Source organism: Enterococcus malodoratus, from assembly GCF_027659535.1.
GTDB lineage: Bacteria > Bacillota > Bacilli > Lactobacillales > Enterococcaceae > Enterococcus_A > Enterococcus_A malodoratus.
In genome coordinates, this window is the sequence record NZ_JAQDPG010000007.1 from 150,255 (window position 1) to 165,523 (window position 15,269).

General features: G+C 41.0%; 15 protein-coding genes. 12 read left to right on the forward strand and 3 right to left on the reverse strand.

Going from position 1 to position 15,269, the window contains the following annotated elements; all coding sequences use genetic code 11:
* The first annotated feature begins 26 nt into the window (after positions 1–26).
* A complete protein-coding gene (locus tag PGP85_RS12935; RefSeq protein ID WP_090402780.1) occupies positions 27–863 on the forward strand; it encodes an SDR family NAD(P)-dependent oxidoreductase in 837 nt (278 codons plus the stop codon).
* 178 nt (positions 864–1,041) lie between these two features.
* Positions 1,042–1,560 carry a ClbS/DfsB family four-helix bundle protein gene (locus PGP85_RS12940; RefSeq protein ID WP_270327852.1) on the forward strand — a complete coding sequence of 173 codons (519 nt, stop codon included), beginning with the start codon at positions 1,042–1,044 and terminating at the stop codon, positions 1,558–1,560.
* A gap of 62 nt (positions 1,561–1,622) precedes the next feature.
* Here PGP85_RS12940 and PGP85_RS12945 read toward each other — a convergent pair whose 3' ends face one another.
* Positions 1,623–3,530: a M13 family metallopeptidase gene (locus PGP85_RS12945; RefSeq protein ID WP_270327855.1), complete on the reverse strand. Its 1,908-nt coding sequence runs from the start codon at positions 3,528–3,530 to the stop codon at positions 1,623–1,625.
* A 206-nt stretch (positions 3,531–3,736) separates the two neighbouring features.
* On the opposite strand from PGP85_RS12945, the gene PGP85_RS12950 reads away from it, so the two are divergent.
* From PGP85_RS12950 to lepB, 7 genes are all read left to right on the forward strand, one after another.
* Positions 3,737–4,300, forward strand: coding sequence for a hypothetical protein (locus PGP85_RS12950; RefSeq protein ID WP_270327859.1), 564 nt, complete (start codon positions 3,737–3,739; stop codon positions 4,298–4,300).
* 43 nt (positions 4,301–4,343) lie between these two features.
* Entirely contained in the window at positions 4,344–5,315 is a 972-nt protein-coding gene (locus PGP85_RS12955; RefSeq protein ID WP_270327861.1) for a ribose-phosphate diphosphokinase, read from the forward strand.
* A 166-nt stretch (positions 5,316–5,481) separates the two neighbouring features.
* Complete coding sequence (locus PGP85_RS12960) at positions 5,482–6,627, forward strand: cysteine desulfurase family protein (protein ID WP_251865918.1); 1,146 nt, start codon at positions 5,482–5,484, stop codon at positions 6,625–6,627.
* Between the two features lie 63 nt (positions 6,628–6,690).
* Entirely contained in the window at positions 6,691–7,038 is a 348-nt protein-coding gene (locus PGP85_RS12965) for a DUF1831 domain-containing protein (RefSeq protein ID WP_010739964.1), read from the forward strand.
* Between the two features lie 258 nt (positions 7,039–7,296).
* The gene (locus PGP85_RS12970; RefSeq protein WP_010739963.1) at positions 7,297–7,941 is read left to right on the forward strand and encodes a hypothetical protein; all 645 of its coding nucleotides are present in this window, start codon (positions 7,297–7,299) and stop codon (positions 7,939–7,941) included.
* A 105-nt stretch (positions 7,942–8,046) separates the two neighbouring features.
* Entirely contained in the window at positions 8,047–8,652 is a 606-nt protein-coding gene (locus tag PGP85_RS12975; RefSeq protein WP_010739962.1) for a metallophosphoesterase, read from the forward strand.
* Between the two features lie 167 nt (positions 8,653–8,819).
* Positions 8,820–9,362, forward strand: a complete 543-nt coding sequence (gene lepB, locus PGP85_RS12980) for a signal peptidase I (protein WP_270327865.1) — start codon at positions 8,820–8,822, stop codon at positions 9,360–9,362.
* 51 nt (positions 9,363–9,413) lie between these two features.
* On the opposite strand, the gene PGP85_RS12985 is transcribed toward lepB, so the two are convergent.
* Together PGP85_RS12985 and PGP85_RS12990 are read right to left on the reverse strand one after the other, a co-directional pair.
* Complete coding sequence (locus PGP85_RS12985; protein WP_270327867.1) at positions 9,414–10,793, reverse strand: PH domain-containing protein; 1,380 nt, start codon at positions 10,791–10,793, stop codon at positions 9,414–9,416.
* A complete protein-coding gene (locus tag PGP85_RS12990; protein WP_010739959.1) occupies positions 10,793–11,167 on the reverse strand; it encodes a GntR family transcriptional regulator in 375 nt (124 codons plus the stop codon). The genes PGP85_RS12985 and PGP85_RS12990 overlap by 1 nt, the downstream gene beginning before the upstream one ends.
* A gap of 181 nt (positions 11,168–11,348) precedes the next feature.
* On the opposite strand from PGP85_RS12990, the gene mnmA reads away from it, so the two are divergent.
* The 3 genes from mnmA (at position 11,349) to PGP85_RS13005 (ending at position 15,261) form a co-directional block, all read left to right on the forward strand.
* Positions 11,349–12,467 carry a tRNA 2-thiouridine(34) synthase MnmA gene (gene mnmA, locus PGP85_RS12995; RefSeq protein WP_034708383.1) on the forward strand — a complete coding sequence of 373 codons (1,119 nt, stop codon included), beginning with the start codon at positions 11,349–11,351 and terminating at the stop codon, positions 12,465–12,467.
* A gap of 191 nt (positions 12,468–12,658) precedes the next feature.
* Positions 12,659–14,404 carry a carbon starvation CstA family protein gene (locus PGP85_RS13000; RefSeq protein ID WP_010739957.1) on the forward strand — a complete coding sequence of 582 codons (1,746 nt, stop codon included), beginning with the start codon at positions 12,659–12,661 and terminating at the stop codon, positions 14,402–14,404.
* Positions 14,405–14,556: 152 nt separating this feature from the next.
* Positions 14,557–15,261: a LytR/AlgR family response regulator transcription factor gene (locus tag PGP85_RS13005; protein ID WP_010739956.1), complete on the forward strand. Its 705-nt coding sequence runs from the start codon at positions 14,557–14,559 to the stop codon at positions 15,259–15,261.
* The last annotated feature ends 8 nt before the right edge of the window (positions 15,262–15,269 follow it).

Genomic DNA, 15,269 nt, shown 5'->3' on the forward strand with positions numbered 1-15,269 from the left:
AACTTAGAGTATAGGGAGCGGAAAGAATGGATAATACATGGTTAGATTTAGCAGATGACGTGGTAATAATCACGGGAGCATTAGGCGGCATGGGTCGGAAAATCGCAAATGATTTTGCGGAGCAAAAGGCGAACTTAGCTTTAGTCGACTTAAATGAAGAAGCAACAGAAAGCTATGCCAAAGAACTAGCGAATAAATACGGTGTCAAAGCGAAGGGCTATGCCTGCAACTCAACGGTTGAAGAACAAGTAGACGCTTTAGCGAAAACAGTTAAAGCGGATTTTGGCAGAATCGATGTGTTAGTTCAAACAGCGGCGATTCTAACATTCAGCCCTTTAGAAGATTTGGCTTTAGATGAATGGAAACGTACAATCGATGTGAATTTGACTGGTTATTTCTTAGTCTCACAACGTATTGGTCGCGTGATGATCGAGCAGCAATCAGGTCGGATGGTCCACATTTCAACAATCGCTTCGATCGCTCCAGAAACTTATTCAGGTGCTTATAGCCCAAGTAAAGCTGGCGTAAACATGCTGTCCAAGATGATTGCTGGCGAATGGGGACAATATGGCGTGCGCAGTAACTGCGTATTACCATGCTTCGTTAAAACACCGCTATCAACAAAATTCTATGAAGACGCAGAAGTTGAAGAAGGCAGAAGAAGAATGACTGCAAATCGCCGAATCGGTGAAGTGCAGGATATCGCTAATGCCGTTCTCTATCTTGCTAGCAAACGTTCAGATTACACGAACGGCCACGAGTTACGTGTGGAAGGCGGCTTTGGCAACATGATCGGCGACTTGGTACCAAAACCAGGCGGACGTCGTCAATACGCGATTGATTCAAAGAAACCAAAAGCATAATAGCATAAAGAAGATCGCTGGCATTTTTGTCAGCGATCTTTTTTTGATCATTTAATTCCGTATTCGAACAAACATAACGAGAAACCTGTGCAAACATGACAGGTTGCTAAAAACAATCTCCTAGGATGATAAATTATGAGTGTAGCAACGAGCTAACAGAAAAAGGAGCGTGTTAATTATGCAAGAATATGCAAGCAAAGAAGCATTCATTACGGAAATTAAAAAAAGAGCCGATTTGTTTATCAAAGAATATGAGGATATCGCTGAAAAAGATAAGAATGTACGGCTTGATGAGGCAGAACGGACGCCGTTTGAAAACCTTGCCTATCAGTTGGGATGGCTGGCGCTGATCCAAGAGTGGGAGCAAACAGAACGAGAAGGACAAACTGTCGAGATGCCCGCTCCAGGGATTAAATGGAATCAGATGGGGCCTTTGCACGAACAGTTTTATGCTGATTGCCAAGGGAAAAGTTTAGAGGAAATGAGTCTGGTGTTCAACGATGCTATAGAGATGACCTGTCAATGGATTGCCAGTTTAGATGACGATCAGTTGTTCAAACCTGGCGGCAGAAAATGGGCACAGTCGACCTCTTCTAATTGGCCGGTTTGGAAATGGGTGCATATCAACACTGTCGCACCATTTAAGTCCTTCCGTACCAAGGTTCGGAAATGGAAGAAATTGCGAGCAGCACAATAAAAAAAGTTCGAAGAAAATCAATCGATTCTCTTCGAACTTTTTATTTATATGTGTGGGTAAAATCACCAAATACTTACGCGTTTTTCAGGAGCCAAATACATAGCATCAGTTGGTTGGATATCAAAGGTTTGATAGAAGTCCGCTAAATTTTTGACTTGGACGTTGGCCCGTAATTTATTTGGAGCATGGACATCAATTGATAAGAGCAATTGTGTATACTCTTGACGAGCTTTCATCCGCCAAATCGTTGCCCAATTGATAAAGAAGCCTTCCAGATCGACATCGCTATCTTTCTTCGCTGCTTCTAGGGCACAGCTCAAACCGCCTGCATCAGCGATGTTTTCTGAGACAGTTAGTTTACCGTTCACTTTTCCGCCGACGATTTCTAAGCCATCAAACTCCGCGATCATTTGATCCGCTAATGCTTGAAATTCTTTTTGATCTTTTTCGGTCCACCAATTATTCAAATTCCCGTACTCATCAAAGAGTGAACCGTTGTTGTCGAAAGCATGAGAGATTTCGTGGGCAATCACGGCACCAATACCGCCAAAGTTTTCACTGCTGGATTGTTCCAAACTATAAAACGGCGCTTGTAAAATGGCTGCAGGGAAAACGATGATATTCCGGAACGGATGGTAATAGGCGTTGACAGTGTCCGCGCTCATCTCCCACTCATCACGTTCTACAGGGGTGTTCCATTTAGCGTAATCTTCTTTGCGTTTCAAGTGACTAAAGTGCAAAGCATTACTCAAAAGCGTACCGCCTTTTTCGGCTGGTGTCACTTTGAATTGTGCATAGATTGGCGGAATTTTCTCTGGATAACCGACATGAATACCTAACGTGTTTAGTTTAACGATCGCTTTTTCACGGGTCGCTTCACTCAACCATGTGTTGCTGCTCAAACGTTCTTGATAAATGCTTACCATGCGCTGAACCATTTGTTCGACATCTTTCTTTGCTTGCTCGCCAAAATATTTTTTTCCATAATAGTCGCCGACGATTTGATCGAAGCGTCCTGAAGCCAAGTAAAATGCTGCCTTTTCTTGAGGACGAGCTTCTGGTGCCCCCGAAAGCGCACGACCGTATGTGCCGCCGACTTGACGGAATTCTTCACTGAGGTAAGCGGTCAACGCGTTGATCGTCATCACCATCATCCAGCTTTTCATCTGTTGGAAGGTATCGGGATTTACTAAGTCATCCAATTTTTCGAAGAATGCTGGTTCAGTCACGATGATTTTTTCAGGCACTTCACCAACTAAGCCGACCAAGAGTTTCTCCAAATCCAAGTGTTGGCTGCGTTTGATGAATTCTTCGCCGCTTTCGGGATTATACATTTTGCTATAATCCGCATTTTCTTCTGCGCTTTTTACATGCGGGGCCAATAATTTATCGTATTGAAGAGCCTCGTCAGTGATTCTTTCAGCTGTCTTAGTTTCGTAGCCTGCAAGTGCAAAAAGTTTTACGGTCATCTCTTTAAAAATCGCTAAAAGCTGCGGTGTTTGCGGATGATCCGCTTCGTAATAAGTTTTATCCGGTAAGATCAGACTTGGTGCGCCAGCGAATAAAGCATTGATTTTAGTATTCTTCATATCGGCATCGACATCTACGCCAAAAGGCAGAGGAAGGCCATCAAGTACCCAACTGGTCAATTGTTGTTCTAGGTCCTTCAGATCTTTCAATTCAGCTACTTGCTTCAACAAAGGCAGCATAGGAGCCGCACCATCTTGATCCCGTTTTTGATAATCATTGGCTAATTTGAAATAAGCGATATACTCTTTCATCAAATCATTTGGGATCAGGGAAGGATCTTCGCTCATCTTTTTCGTATCGGCCATTAATAGCTCATCAATATCATCGACAAGATCCTGAAAACCGCCTGTGGCTGGTTTGTCTGCTGGAATCGTCGCCTCTTTGATCCATTCGCCATTGACCGCGTCATATAAATCTTCTTTGATTTTTGTTTTGTCCATATAACTTCAGCTCCTTTGTCATAATCGTTCTATCTATACTATAATAAAACAATTAATGAGCTACTCATAGTGAAGGGCACTTTTTCTTTTTGAAAAGGTTTAAAGAAATACCTACATAAAATGAATAGAACTCGTAACCAAGATGGGCCTGTACTATGATAGATTTTAGGAAGAGCCATAAATTAAAAATTCTGAGGGGTGAAACGATGGAGTATCCAATTGACCAATGGGTAGAATTAGAAAGTTTTGAGCGTTACCGTGAATGGAAAACACCGCGAGGCTTTTTATGCGGTACATATGCGAGCAGTGTGCTGCTGGCTTATTGGCAAGATCAAATTGATGAAGGTTGTTTGCCGAATGGATTAAGAGAAAAAGATAGTAGTCAAAGCGAAGAATTGATCAGAGCTTTGCAGCCTGTACTGCAGCCGGTTGACTTTCCGACAGTCCCTTTACAGATTTCTATGGGCTTAAATCGTTTCTTTCGCCGCTATCGAATTCCTTATCGTGCAAGAGGAACTGCAGCGGGCACCTGGCAGCGAGTTACCAAGCGTATCTTGGCGGGAGAACCAGTTATGATAGGACTTCTGCAACTGCTAGGCAGCAGCTATAAGAATCATTGGGTCGTTGTGCACGGCTTTATGGAAATGGCTGATGGGCAAAGATATTATAAAATCCATGACAATTGGGGCAAGAGTGCAGCCGTAATTCCAGCAGAGTGGGGAAACGGAACGATCTCGTTAAGAAAAGTAAAATCTACAGCAAATAACTAAAAATATGTTAAACTGGGGGTACAAAAATACTTGGAGGGACACCATGTCAGAAGAAAGTAACGAAAAGTTTAAAATTTTTAGCCTTAATGGGAATCGACCATTGGCTGAAAAAATCGCCGATGTTTGTGGCGTGCCATTAGGGAAAAGTACTGTCAAACAATTCAGTGATGGAGAGATATCTATCAATTTGGAAGAGACGGTCCGTGGATTTGATGTTTATCTGATCCAATCAACCAATGAGCCGGTGAATGATTATTATTTGGAACTATTGATCATGATCGATGCATTGAAACGAGCGAGCGCGAAAACAATCAATGTCGTATTGCCTTACTATGGTTATGCAAGACAAGATCGTACAGCCAAACCACATGAGCCAATCACTGCAAAATTGATTGCGAATTTACTTTCAGACGCAGGTGCAATAAGAGTATTAACACTTGATTTACACACTGTGCAAGTCCAAGGTTTCTTTGATATCCCAGTTGATAATTTGTTCACGATGCCTTTGTTTGCTCATTACTACCGCCGTCGCGGAATGGTGGGCGATGATTATGTGGTGGTTTCGCCTAAAAACAGCGGCGTACAACGTGCCCGTAGTCTAGCGGAGTATTTGGACACGGCGATTGCGATCGTGGATGTGGCTGAAGAAGGCAACCCGGATTCTGGTTATGTAATCGGAGATGTTGAAGGTCGCTGCTGTATTATGGTGGACGATATTTTGAACACTGGTGAAGTTTTCTCCAATGCTTCAAAAACATTGAAAAAAGCTGGCGCTAAAGAAGTTGTTGCATGTGCTTCTCACGGGTTATTATCACCTCCAGCAAAAGAAAATTTAGATGCTGCTGACATTGAGGATATTTGTATTACTGATTCTGTTCTGACAGGTCCTGAACGCCATCCTGAAAAATTATCAATCATTAGTTGTTCTGATTTGATGGGTGAAGCAGTCAAACGGATTCATCAAAATGAATCTGTCAGTCCATTATTTACGATGGAACAAAAAGATTTTGAATAAAAAGGCAGTCATGCCTTTTTTTGTCGACTCTGCTCTGCGCGGTAAAATTTGGGTCGCAAGTATTTCTTTGAAACTAAATATATTGAACAGGTAGCTTAGCAGAATGACAGGCGCAGCAAAAATGACTTCATAAATATGAGCTAACTGTGGAAAGGTCCGAAAGTTTGTGGAAACTATTTATTTAGATCATGCGGCGACAAGCCCGATGCATCCGGAAGTAATTAAAACGATGACCGAGGTTATGAGTGAAACTTTTGGTAATCCATCAAGCGTTCATTCGTTCGGTCGGCAAGCTGCTGGCAAATTGGAAATGGCTAGAGAAGTTATTGGAAAGAGTCTCGGTGTGAAATATCATGAGATCGTCTTTAACAGTGGCGGAACAGAAGGCGACAACACCGCCATCTTAGAAACCGCTTTTGGTCGTCAGAACGAAGGCCGGCACTTAATTACGACGCAAATCGAACATCCTGCCGTGATCAATACGATGAAGTATTTGGAGACACAGGGATTTGAAGTGACCTATTTGCCGGTGGATCGAAAAGGAAATATCTCGCTGACTGATTTTGATGCCAGCTTACGTCCAGATACGATCTTAGTTTCGATCATGTATGGCAATAACGAGATCGGTAATTTGATGCCCATCAAAGAAATCGGGGAACGATTGAAGGAGCATCCCGCATATTTCCATACGGATGCTGTTCAAGCTTATGGGAACCAACTCATTCGCCCGCATGAATTAGGAGTAGATTTTCTTAGTATCTCGGCTCATAAAATCAATGGGCCAAAAGGGGTCGGCTTCTTATTCAAAAGTGATGCGGCGAAATTAGCGCCATTGCTTCGCGGTGGTGAACAAGAAGAAAAACGCCGTGCCGGGACTGAAAACTTAGCCGGCATTTGCGGCATGGCCAAAGCTGTTGAACTATTAACTGAAGACGAACGAGAAAAGCGCGGTGAGCTATATGATCAGTTCACCAAAAAAGTCTTAACGACACTGGATCAAGCAAACATTGACTATCATGTGAATGGCGATGTGAACAACAAGTTGCCCCATGTCTTGAATCTTCGTTTTACTGGAATCATCAGTGATTTATTATTGATGAAATTAGATCTGCGCGGTATCGCCGTATCTACTGGATCAGCGTGTACGGCTGGGACGGTCGATCCATCACATGTATTAGAAGCAATGTACGGCAAGAATGCTCCTGAAGTCAAAGAATCGCTGCGAGTTAGTTTTGGTTACGGGAATAGCTTGGAACAGGTCGAATATTTTGCGGAACAACTGGTTGCGAGTTTGCAAGAACTAACAAAGTAGATTGAAATGGCTGATACTTATCTTTATAATTAAGAGTGAAAGAAAAAATGATGAGGTGAGTAAATGGCATTTACAAAGACAGCGACGATTAAAGGATCAAAATATCAATACGCGTTAGCACCAACAGCTAAAAAGTATACGTTGCGTGATAATGGTTTTACTGAAACTAGTTCGGGCAATTTTCAATTGGTTCGTCCATTACAAGCAACGCCCCAAAGCAAAGAGGGCTTTAAACTTAAAGTCACGGTAGCAAAGGACATCAGCACATTGAAAATGTCGGTAACGACAGCCAATGGGTTGAAGGCGGTAGATATTTTTAAAGACAGCAAACAAGAAATGGTTCAAGAAAAATTTTATTTCATGATGGATGGAATGATTGATCGCGGATTGTTTGTAAAAGAAGAAATTTAATTGTAGAGTGGATTCTATCTAAGCGGATAGGATCCGCTTTTTGCTTGGATAAAAATGAAGCCGTTAGTTATTTAAAGCTTAGAAATAATGATAATATTTTCAAATGATCATTAATTCAATTCGTGTATAATTATAATCCTCCTTTTGTTTTGCTATATTCATCTTTTTTTCTAAATCTTTTTAACGCTTAGAAGCTTCAATCTGCGCAGATTATGGTACACTATTACTAAGAAAATAGTTGGAAACGAAGGTGAGAAGTTGGTTCACAAGATACACACGATCGAGCATCATAAAATTATTTCTGATTTTCGTCTCTTGTCAGGATTGACCGTTTCAATCGAAGACTGTGCCAGTTTGACAAAAGAGTTTCAAAAATATGGTGTAGAAGATTATTATATTAGTGATTATCAAGGGAATAGCTATCTGACACGTTATGTCGATTATTTTATCGATTCGATCCCTTGCTGGAAATATAAGAAGCACTATTTGATCCCGTTGATTTTTCGAGACATGCCCGACACGCAAAAAATGTTTCGTGATACGTACCGTTGGGAAGCTTTTTTTATTCTGTTAGATTGGTATCTAGAATACAATCCCGAAAAAGTTTTGGTTCAATGCAGCAAGAAAAACATGAAGCTGGAAGTGATTGATACATCATTTTTGATTTTCCGTTTATGGGAGATTTGCGACGGTGCGGCTTTCCCTATCGCCAATCTGAATAATCTTTCTGAGTTTGAAAAATGGAATCAGGTCTTTCATTTGATCGATACTGGAAAATCATTTAAACGCACGAAGGAATTTGACGCAACCAAAGTGGAGGATCTGACTCAGTTAGAGGCGGTCATCACGATTATTAAACTAAAATATCAAGCACTTTTGCAAAGACAAGGCTACCAAGTATAAATTGGTAGTCTTATTTTGTCAGTGACGCTTGTAGCATGAGCGCTTTTTTTTGAAAGAGATGGTAAAATGAAGGAAACAAACAGAATTCATTTGTAGGTGATAAGGATGAAATACTTTATATCAGATACACATTATTTTCACGAGAATCTTTTAGGCGCTAACGACTTCGCGCCGCGTTTGTTTGACTCTGTCGAAGAGATGAATCAGCAAATGATTGAAGCGTGGAATGCCGTGGTGAATGAAAAAGATACGGTCTATCATTTAGGCGATGTGGCGATGCATCCGCAATACGAAAAGGGCTTCGCTGATATTTTAGAGCAGCTGCTGCAATTAAAAGGGAAGATTATATTTATCAAAGGTAATCATGACTCGCGTACGTTCTTCAAATATTTATCGGCTCATGACCCAAAGCTTCCAAACGGAGAAAATAAATTTGATTTTCACGACGTAGGTGCTATCGTGAAGTTTAATCATCATCAATATTACCTGACGCATTATCCAATGCTCTTAGGCAAGACGCTGAACATTCGCAATCTTCACGGACATATTCATAACTATAGTATGCCGATCGCTGAGGATATCAATGTCGGAGTAGACGCTCCAGAACGGGGATTTCTTAAAACAGCATTGCCATTTGGTACACCAATTTCTGAGAATTTAATCGATGAGATCGCCGATTATAAAGAGGCCGAAATAAAGAAATTGAAATAGGAAGAGACATCGAAGAATCGGTGTCTCTTTTTCCGTTTGTCTGTTTGCAGTTTTGAATAGTAGATAAATTAAATCTAAAATGTTAACCAGCTGTATTCATGGAGGAGCCGCTATGGTAAATTTATAGTGAGAATAACGTGTTAAATTTAAAAAAAGGGGGCAAGAAAGTGAAGGTTAGGGAAGTTGTAAAAACGATTCTTTTTTACGTTGTAATGATCGGGGCGGTAGTCGCGCTGCGCCATTATGTATTTACACCGGTTGAAGCGATTGGAGATTCGATGAAGCCGACATTAAATGATGGTGAGCGAATGTTTGGGTTGAAACATACAGAAGTCGATCGTTTTGATGTAGTGACTTTTCCGGCACCAGATGATCCAGGGGCTGATTATGTTAAACGTGTGATTGGGTTGCCAGGCGACACTGTAGCGTATAAAGATGATCAACTGTATATCAATGGAAAGAAATACGATGAATTCTATTTGGAAGAATATAAAGGCAAATTGACGGATGGTCAACCGTTGACATTTGATTTTGACCTGCAAAGTTTGTTCGGAAACGAAAAGGTTCCGGCAGGGAAATTGTTTGTGCTGGGTGATAATCGCCGTATTTCTAAAGATGGCCGCATCATTGGAATGATCGACCAAAAAGATATTTTAACGAATGTAAAATTTGTTTTTTGGCCGCCAAATCGGATTGGAACCGTTGATTAAAAAGAAAACCCTCTTCAATTTTGCTTGAAGAGGGTTTTCTTCTGCCATTTTTTATTGTTGATAGGCTCGAACTTTTTGATAGAGCTGTTTGGTAACCGCAGGATTTGTGTTGGTGTAATAATAATCTCGTTCCTTAGTCGTGATCCTCAAAATCGGTTTAGACTGATGATCAACGAAGAGAAAAGCCGATTTACCGCCAACCTTAAAACTGCCGATTGCATAGTTTTCTGTTGCTAAGCCATTAACTTTCATTCCAGTGGCAGGCAGCCGATCGATGAGGGTTAACTTTTCTATGTCGGCATAAGGAATTTTTCGTTCTTTGGTAAGCGGTCCATCCAAAATAACACTTTCCTGCTTCACTTGATAGGTCAACGGGTCTGGATGATAATCTAAAATGTATAAAGGAACGACTACGATTATCATAGCACCGATCAATATTGCAGGAATCAGTCCGATAAAAATTTTGCCGCCGACTCGTGCTAAATTGATCGTGATGTTCAAGCCGATACGATCCGGACGCATCAAACGGTGATCTTCTGGATTGTAATAAACGCCATAACGCCAATAATAATCATCGCCCGCATAACGAAAGCTGGGTGTTTGTGTCAATAATTGATCCTGCTTGTTGCGCAAACGGAACAGCCACCAAAAAGTAAAGCCGCAGAAAAGAAAAATCAACAAGAATTCTATGATCATTAAGACTTCGAAAAAGCGGCTGCTAGCGTTCATTGTCAATAAGGGCAGGTAAACGATCAGATTTACAAAGAAACTCGTGGCAACCATAAAAGCGGACCAATAGAATTTTGTCAGATCGTTATACTGGCGATTGATCTTTGAATCATCGGTCAAAGCCCGTACAGGCAGTCGCCCGATTGCCCACCAGCCTAAAACAAAAAGTGCCAGAGTAAATCCGCAGGCAGCTAATAGAATCCATGTCAAACTTTCCATTCCTTGCTGATGAAGCACGACCGTTAGTAAAATCAACATTACTAGCGAAAGAGCAAACCACAAGGGAGAAACCAATTTTCGATTTTTCTCAATCAGAAGCTGTGTATCGACTTGAATGGGTTGTTCGGTTAACTGCCAATCATTATCGACGATTAATTGATGCCCTTTACGAATATAGCGAATTTGCAATAAATAGCCTGCGCCGATCGTAATATATAGAAGCACAAAGAACAGCATCATAAAGATCGAATCCTTCATAGGAATCAACAAGCTCAAATCCAAGGCAGTTAGGACAAAAGCTAATTGGAATTGACGCTTTTGATAACTTTTTCTAAATGCTAAGACACGAGGATCATCGATTTTATCCGCGGGAAAGGTATTTTCCACGATGACATAATTATGCGGTTTTGCGGCCAAAGAATTGGTAAAAGCCATGATAAAGTTACAAAAAATCAATATACCTAAAATAAGCGGGGATAACATCAGACATCATCCTTTCTGAAACTCGTCAAAATCTTTTGAACCTTTTCTTGAACCGTCTCTTCATCAGGATCGGCCAAGTACAGCTCTGCCAACAGCAAAGTTAAATTTTCTTCATTTGTCTTCTTTGAGGTCACGGGTAATGGTGCGACTAACGTTCCTTTGCGGCGATCGGTGATCAAATAACCTTCTTCCCGTAGTTGCTGGTAGCCTTTTGAAACAGTCATCGTATTTACGCCAAGTTCATCCGCAAATTGCCGGACGGTCGGCAGTTGTTCATTTGGTTTTAAATCACCACGAGCGATGCCGATAATGATTTGTTTTCGCAATTGCAAATAGATCGGTTCTTCAGAATGGGGATCAATTTCTAAAATCATTTACTCGTCCTCCTTTGTATTATTTATATTAATACAAATTATACAAAAAGACAAATAAATTTTTTTTGAGAGATTATCTATCGAAAATTTAAGATTTATGTTGTATAATTCGTCATACTGAAAAGTTGCGACCTTCAAATCGTAGAGTTTTCGGAATCTATATTGAAATGATGGTGATACTGTGTCTAACAGCAACACACGAGTCGTCGTAGGAATGAGCGGCGGCGTCGATTCATCAGTAACAGCTTTGTTGTTAAAGGAACAAGGTTATGATGTAGTCGGCATTTTTATGAAAAATTGGGACGACACCGATGAAAATGGTGTTTGTACCGCGACAGAAGACTATAAGGATGTAGCGAAAGTCGCTGCCCAAATCGGCATTCCTTATTACTCTGTCAATTTCGAGAAGGAATATTGGGACCGTGTCTTTGAATATTTCTTAGCGGAATACCGTGCAGGCCGCACACCAAATCCAGATGTGATGTGTAACAAGGAAATCAAGTTCAAAGCATTCTTGGACTACGCAATGGAGTTAGGTGCGGATTACGTGGCAACAGGGCATTACGCTCAGGTCGAAAAAGACGAAAATGGCGTGGTTCATATGCTGCGCGGCGTCGATAACAATAAGGATCAAACATACTTCTTGAGTCAATTATCGCAAGAGCAATTGGCAAAGACGATGTTTCCACTAGGCGGTATGCAAAAACCAGAAGTTCGCGCAATCGCTGAACGAGCTGGCTTAGCAACGGCTAAGAAAAAAGATTCAACCGGTGTTTGCTTCATCGGCGAAAAGAATTTCAAGCAATTTTTAAGCAACTATCTACCAGCTAAAAAGGGTAAGATGGTGACTTTAGATGGCGAAGAAAAAGGGACACACGATGGCTTGATGTATTATACGATCGGTCAACGTCAAGGCTTAGGCATTGGCGGCGGCGGAAAAACACAAGATCCATGGTTCGTTGTTGGTAAAGACTTATCTACTAACACATTATATGTAGGTCAAGGTTTCCATCATGAAGCACTATATGCGACCAGCTTAGATGCTAGTGAAATTCATTTCACGACAAACGAAGACCATCCAAAAGAATTCAAATGCACAGCGAAGTTCCGCTACCGTCAACAAGACGTACCGGTAACTGTTCGTTTACTAGATGGTGACCGTGCGGAAGTAATCTTCGATGATCCAGTTCGTGCAATCACACCAGGACAGGCCGTTGTTTTCTATGATGGCATGGAATGTTTAGGTGGCGGATTAATCGACCATGCATACCAAGAAACGAAAGAATTACAATATGTTTAATCGATAAAATGTAAGGCTGCTCTTTTTAGAGCAGTCTTTTTTTGTGCTATTTCATTTATGAGAATGGTTTTCTTTTCCGAAAGATATTTACAGAAAATTCTTGAAAATTAGAATGATTATCTTTACATGCTCATGGAATTGTGGGAATATACTAATTAAATATTCATTATAAAAGAGAGTTGGGTGAAGTTATGAATGGTGTTGTTCTTTTAGTTTTTGCTATTATTTGTTTTGTTGCAGCCTATTTTATTTATTCTCGTTGGTTGGAAAAGAAATGGGGGATTAATCCTAAGGCCGTGACTCCGGCGGTTGCTTTAGAGGATGGGGACGACTATGTTCCAGAACCAGCTTTTGTAGTTTTTAGCCATCAATTTTCATCGATCACGGGTGCTGGTCCAGTAACCGGTCCGATTATTGCAGCGATGTTTGGCTGGTTGCCAGCATTCTTATGGATTCTCTTTGGCGGAATCTTTTTCGGAGCAGTTCATGACTTTGGTGCGTTATATGCATCGGTTAAAAATGAAGGAAAATCAATTGGTCTGATTATTGAAAAATATATCGGGAAAATCGGCAAGAAGTTGTTTCTATTATTCTGCTGGTTATTTGCTCTATTAGTGATTGCTGCATTTGGCGACATCGTAGCAACTACGTTTAATGGTATGACTCCGGATGTTCCGGCAGCAGTTAATACGGCGAATGCTTCTGCAGCTTCGATCTCAATGTTGTTTATCGTTTCCGCGGTGTTAGTAGGCTTTTTCATGAAAAAAGTTCATTTAAAGGGAATTGCGATGCATGCTTTTGGAATCGCCGTTTTGCTAGTGACACTTGCTGTGGGAATCATGTTCCCAATTTTTGCGGATAAGCAGACATGGTTATTGATCGTATTTGCTTACTTATTCTTGGCTTCGGTCATGCCGATTTGGTTGCTGATGGCACCGCGTGATTTTCTTAGCACTTATATGTTGTTAGGGATGATTATTGCAGCTGTCCTAGGATTGTTAGTAGAAGCGCCAATGGTAGAGTTGAACGCATTCAATGGCTTTGCTGTACAAGATGCGACCGGAAATGTGAAATATTTATTCCCGATCTTGTTCATTACGGTTGCCTGTGGTGCAGTGTCAGGCTTCCATAGCTTAGTTTCTTCTGGTACGTCATCGAAACAAGTCTCGAATGAAAAGCATATGCGCCCGATTAGTTACGGAGCAATGATGTGTGAATGTGTTTTAGCTGTCGTAGCATTGGTTGTTGCGGGAGCGGTGGCTCAGAATGGACAATTGCCGGCAGGAACGCCTTTCCAAATTTTTTCTGGCTCGGTGGCAGGATTCTTAACAAAATTTGGCTTGCCGTTGAATATCGCTCAAGCATTTATGACGATGTGTGTATCGGCATTGGCATTGACTTCTTTAGACTCGGTAGCTCGGATCGGCCGGATGTCACTGCAGGAATTCTTCTATGAAGAAGGTGCAGAACAAAAAGGCTTAGCAAAATTATTGACCAATAAATATGTAGCAACTGTGGTGACATTGGGCGTAGGCTTTGTTTTAGCGCTTGGCGGATACAATAGCGTTTGGCCATTGTTCGGCTCAGCGAACCAATTGTTAGCTGCAATGGTAATGATTGCCGTGGCAGTGTATATGAAAACTTCTAAAAAATCAGGTGTCATGTTCTATATTCCCATGGGAATCATGTTGGCGGTCACCTTTACCGCGCTAGGAATGTCGATTTACGGATTAGTTACAAAATTGATCAACGCAACGCAATACTTAGTAACGATTCCAGCAGTTCCAGCTGCAGGGCAATTCGTCTTCTTGTCCGATGGCTTGCAGCTAGTTTTTGCCTTCTTATTATTAGGCTTAGGTTTGATGGTAGCAACGAAGTGTTTGCACTCTCTGTTTAATGTAGAAACAAAAAGCTCTGAGAAAATCGCGGCTGAATAAGCGAGAAAGCGACTCTTGAAAAAGGGTCGTTTTTCTTTTGTCCATTTTTGGAAAAACGGATAAATATTTCTTATTGAGCTTCTTGTTTATTAGAAATAGATAAGAGATACTTAAAGAAGAAATTTACGTTTAAGGATGAAATGGAGGAAACAATGAACATAGCTATCTGTGATGATAATCCTAAAATGATTGGTCAGATTGAGACACTGCTGCTTTCTTTTTTTGAAGACGATCCGAATCAATTTAGTTATGAAGCTTTTCTATCTGGAGAATCATTGGTGGATCACTTAACTAAGGAGGAATCTGCTTTTCAACTATATCTGCTGGATGTTGAAATGAAGTCGCTAGATGGTTTTGAGGTCGCGCGCTTTATTCGGGAAAGAGACCAGCAGGCGATTATCATTTTTATTACGAGCCATGTGGAATGGATGCCGGAAGCGTTTGAGGTCAACGCCTTTCATTATTTGATCAAGCCGGTGGATGAAGTAAAGGTCAAACAAGTTCTAATGAAGGCGCTGGAACAATTCTCTTTGCGCAAAATGATTCTTCAATTTACGATCAAGAAAAAAGTTTACACTGTCTATTTAGGCCAGGTGGAATATTTCGAAAGTATGAAACGTAAAATGGTCCTTCATTTAAAAAATGGCAAAGAGTATGAGTATTACGGCACCATGAAGGAAGTGATTGATAAAGTCTCCCCGCAATTGTTTACGCAAGTTCATCATTCGTATGTGATCAATATGGATTATGTCCAAATGAAAAGCGGGGAAACAATTGTGATGCGGTCAGGCCGAGAGATTGCGATCACAAAAAGTTTAATCAGTCTTTTCAACGGGCCTATCGTAATTACGTCTTGAAGAGGACA

Coding starts and splice junctions, on each gene's coding strand:
- PGP85_RS12935 (WP_090402780.1), top strand. CDS start 27: ATGGATAATACATGGTTAGATTTAGCAGATGACGTGGTAATAATCACG.
- PGP85_RS12940 (WP_270327852.1), top strand. CDS start 1,042: ATGCAAGAATATGCAAGCAAAGAAGCATTCATTACGGAAATTAAAAAA.
- PGP85_RS12945 (WP_270327855.1), bottom strand. CDS start 3,530: ATGGACAAAACAAAAATCAAAGAAGATTTATATGACGCGGTCAATGGC.
- PGP85_RS12950 (WP_270327859.1), top strand. CDS start 3,737: ATGGAGTATCCAATTGACCAATGGGTAGAATTAGAAAGTTTTGAGCGT.
- PGP85_RS12955 (WP_270327861.1), top strand. CDS start 4,344: ATGTCAGAAGAAAGTAACGAAAAGTTTAAAATTTTTAGCCTTAATGGG.
- PGP85_RS12965 (WP_010739964.1), top strand. CDS start 6,691: ATGGCATTTACAAAGACAGCGACGATTAAAGGATCAAAATATCAATAC.
- PGP85_RS12975 (WP_010739962.1), top strand. CDS start 8,047: ATGAAATACTTTATATCAGATACACATTATTTTCACGAGAATCTTTTA.
- PGP85_RS12985 (WP_270327867.1), bottom strand. CDS start 10,793: ATGTTATCCCCGCTTATTTTAGGTATATTGATTTTTTGTAACTTTATC.
- PGP85_RS12990 (WP_010739959.1), bottom strand. CDS start 11,167: ATGATTTTAGAAATTGATCCCCATTCTGAAGAACCGATCTATTTGCAA.
- PGP85_RS13000 (WP_010739957.1), top strand. CDS start 12,659: ATGAATGGTGTTGTTCTTTTAGTTTTTGCTATTATTTGTTTTGTTGCA.
- PGP85_RS13005 (WP_010739956.1), top strand. CDS start 14,557: ATGAACATAGCTATCTGTGATGATAATCCTAAAATGATTGGTCAGATT.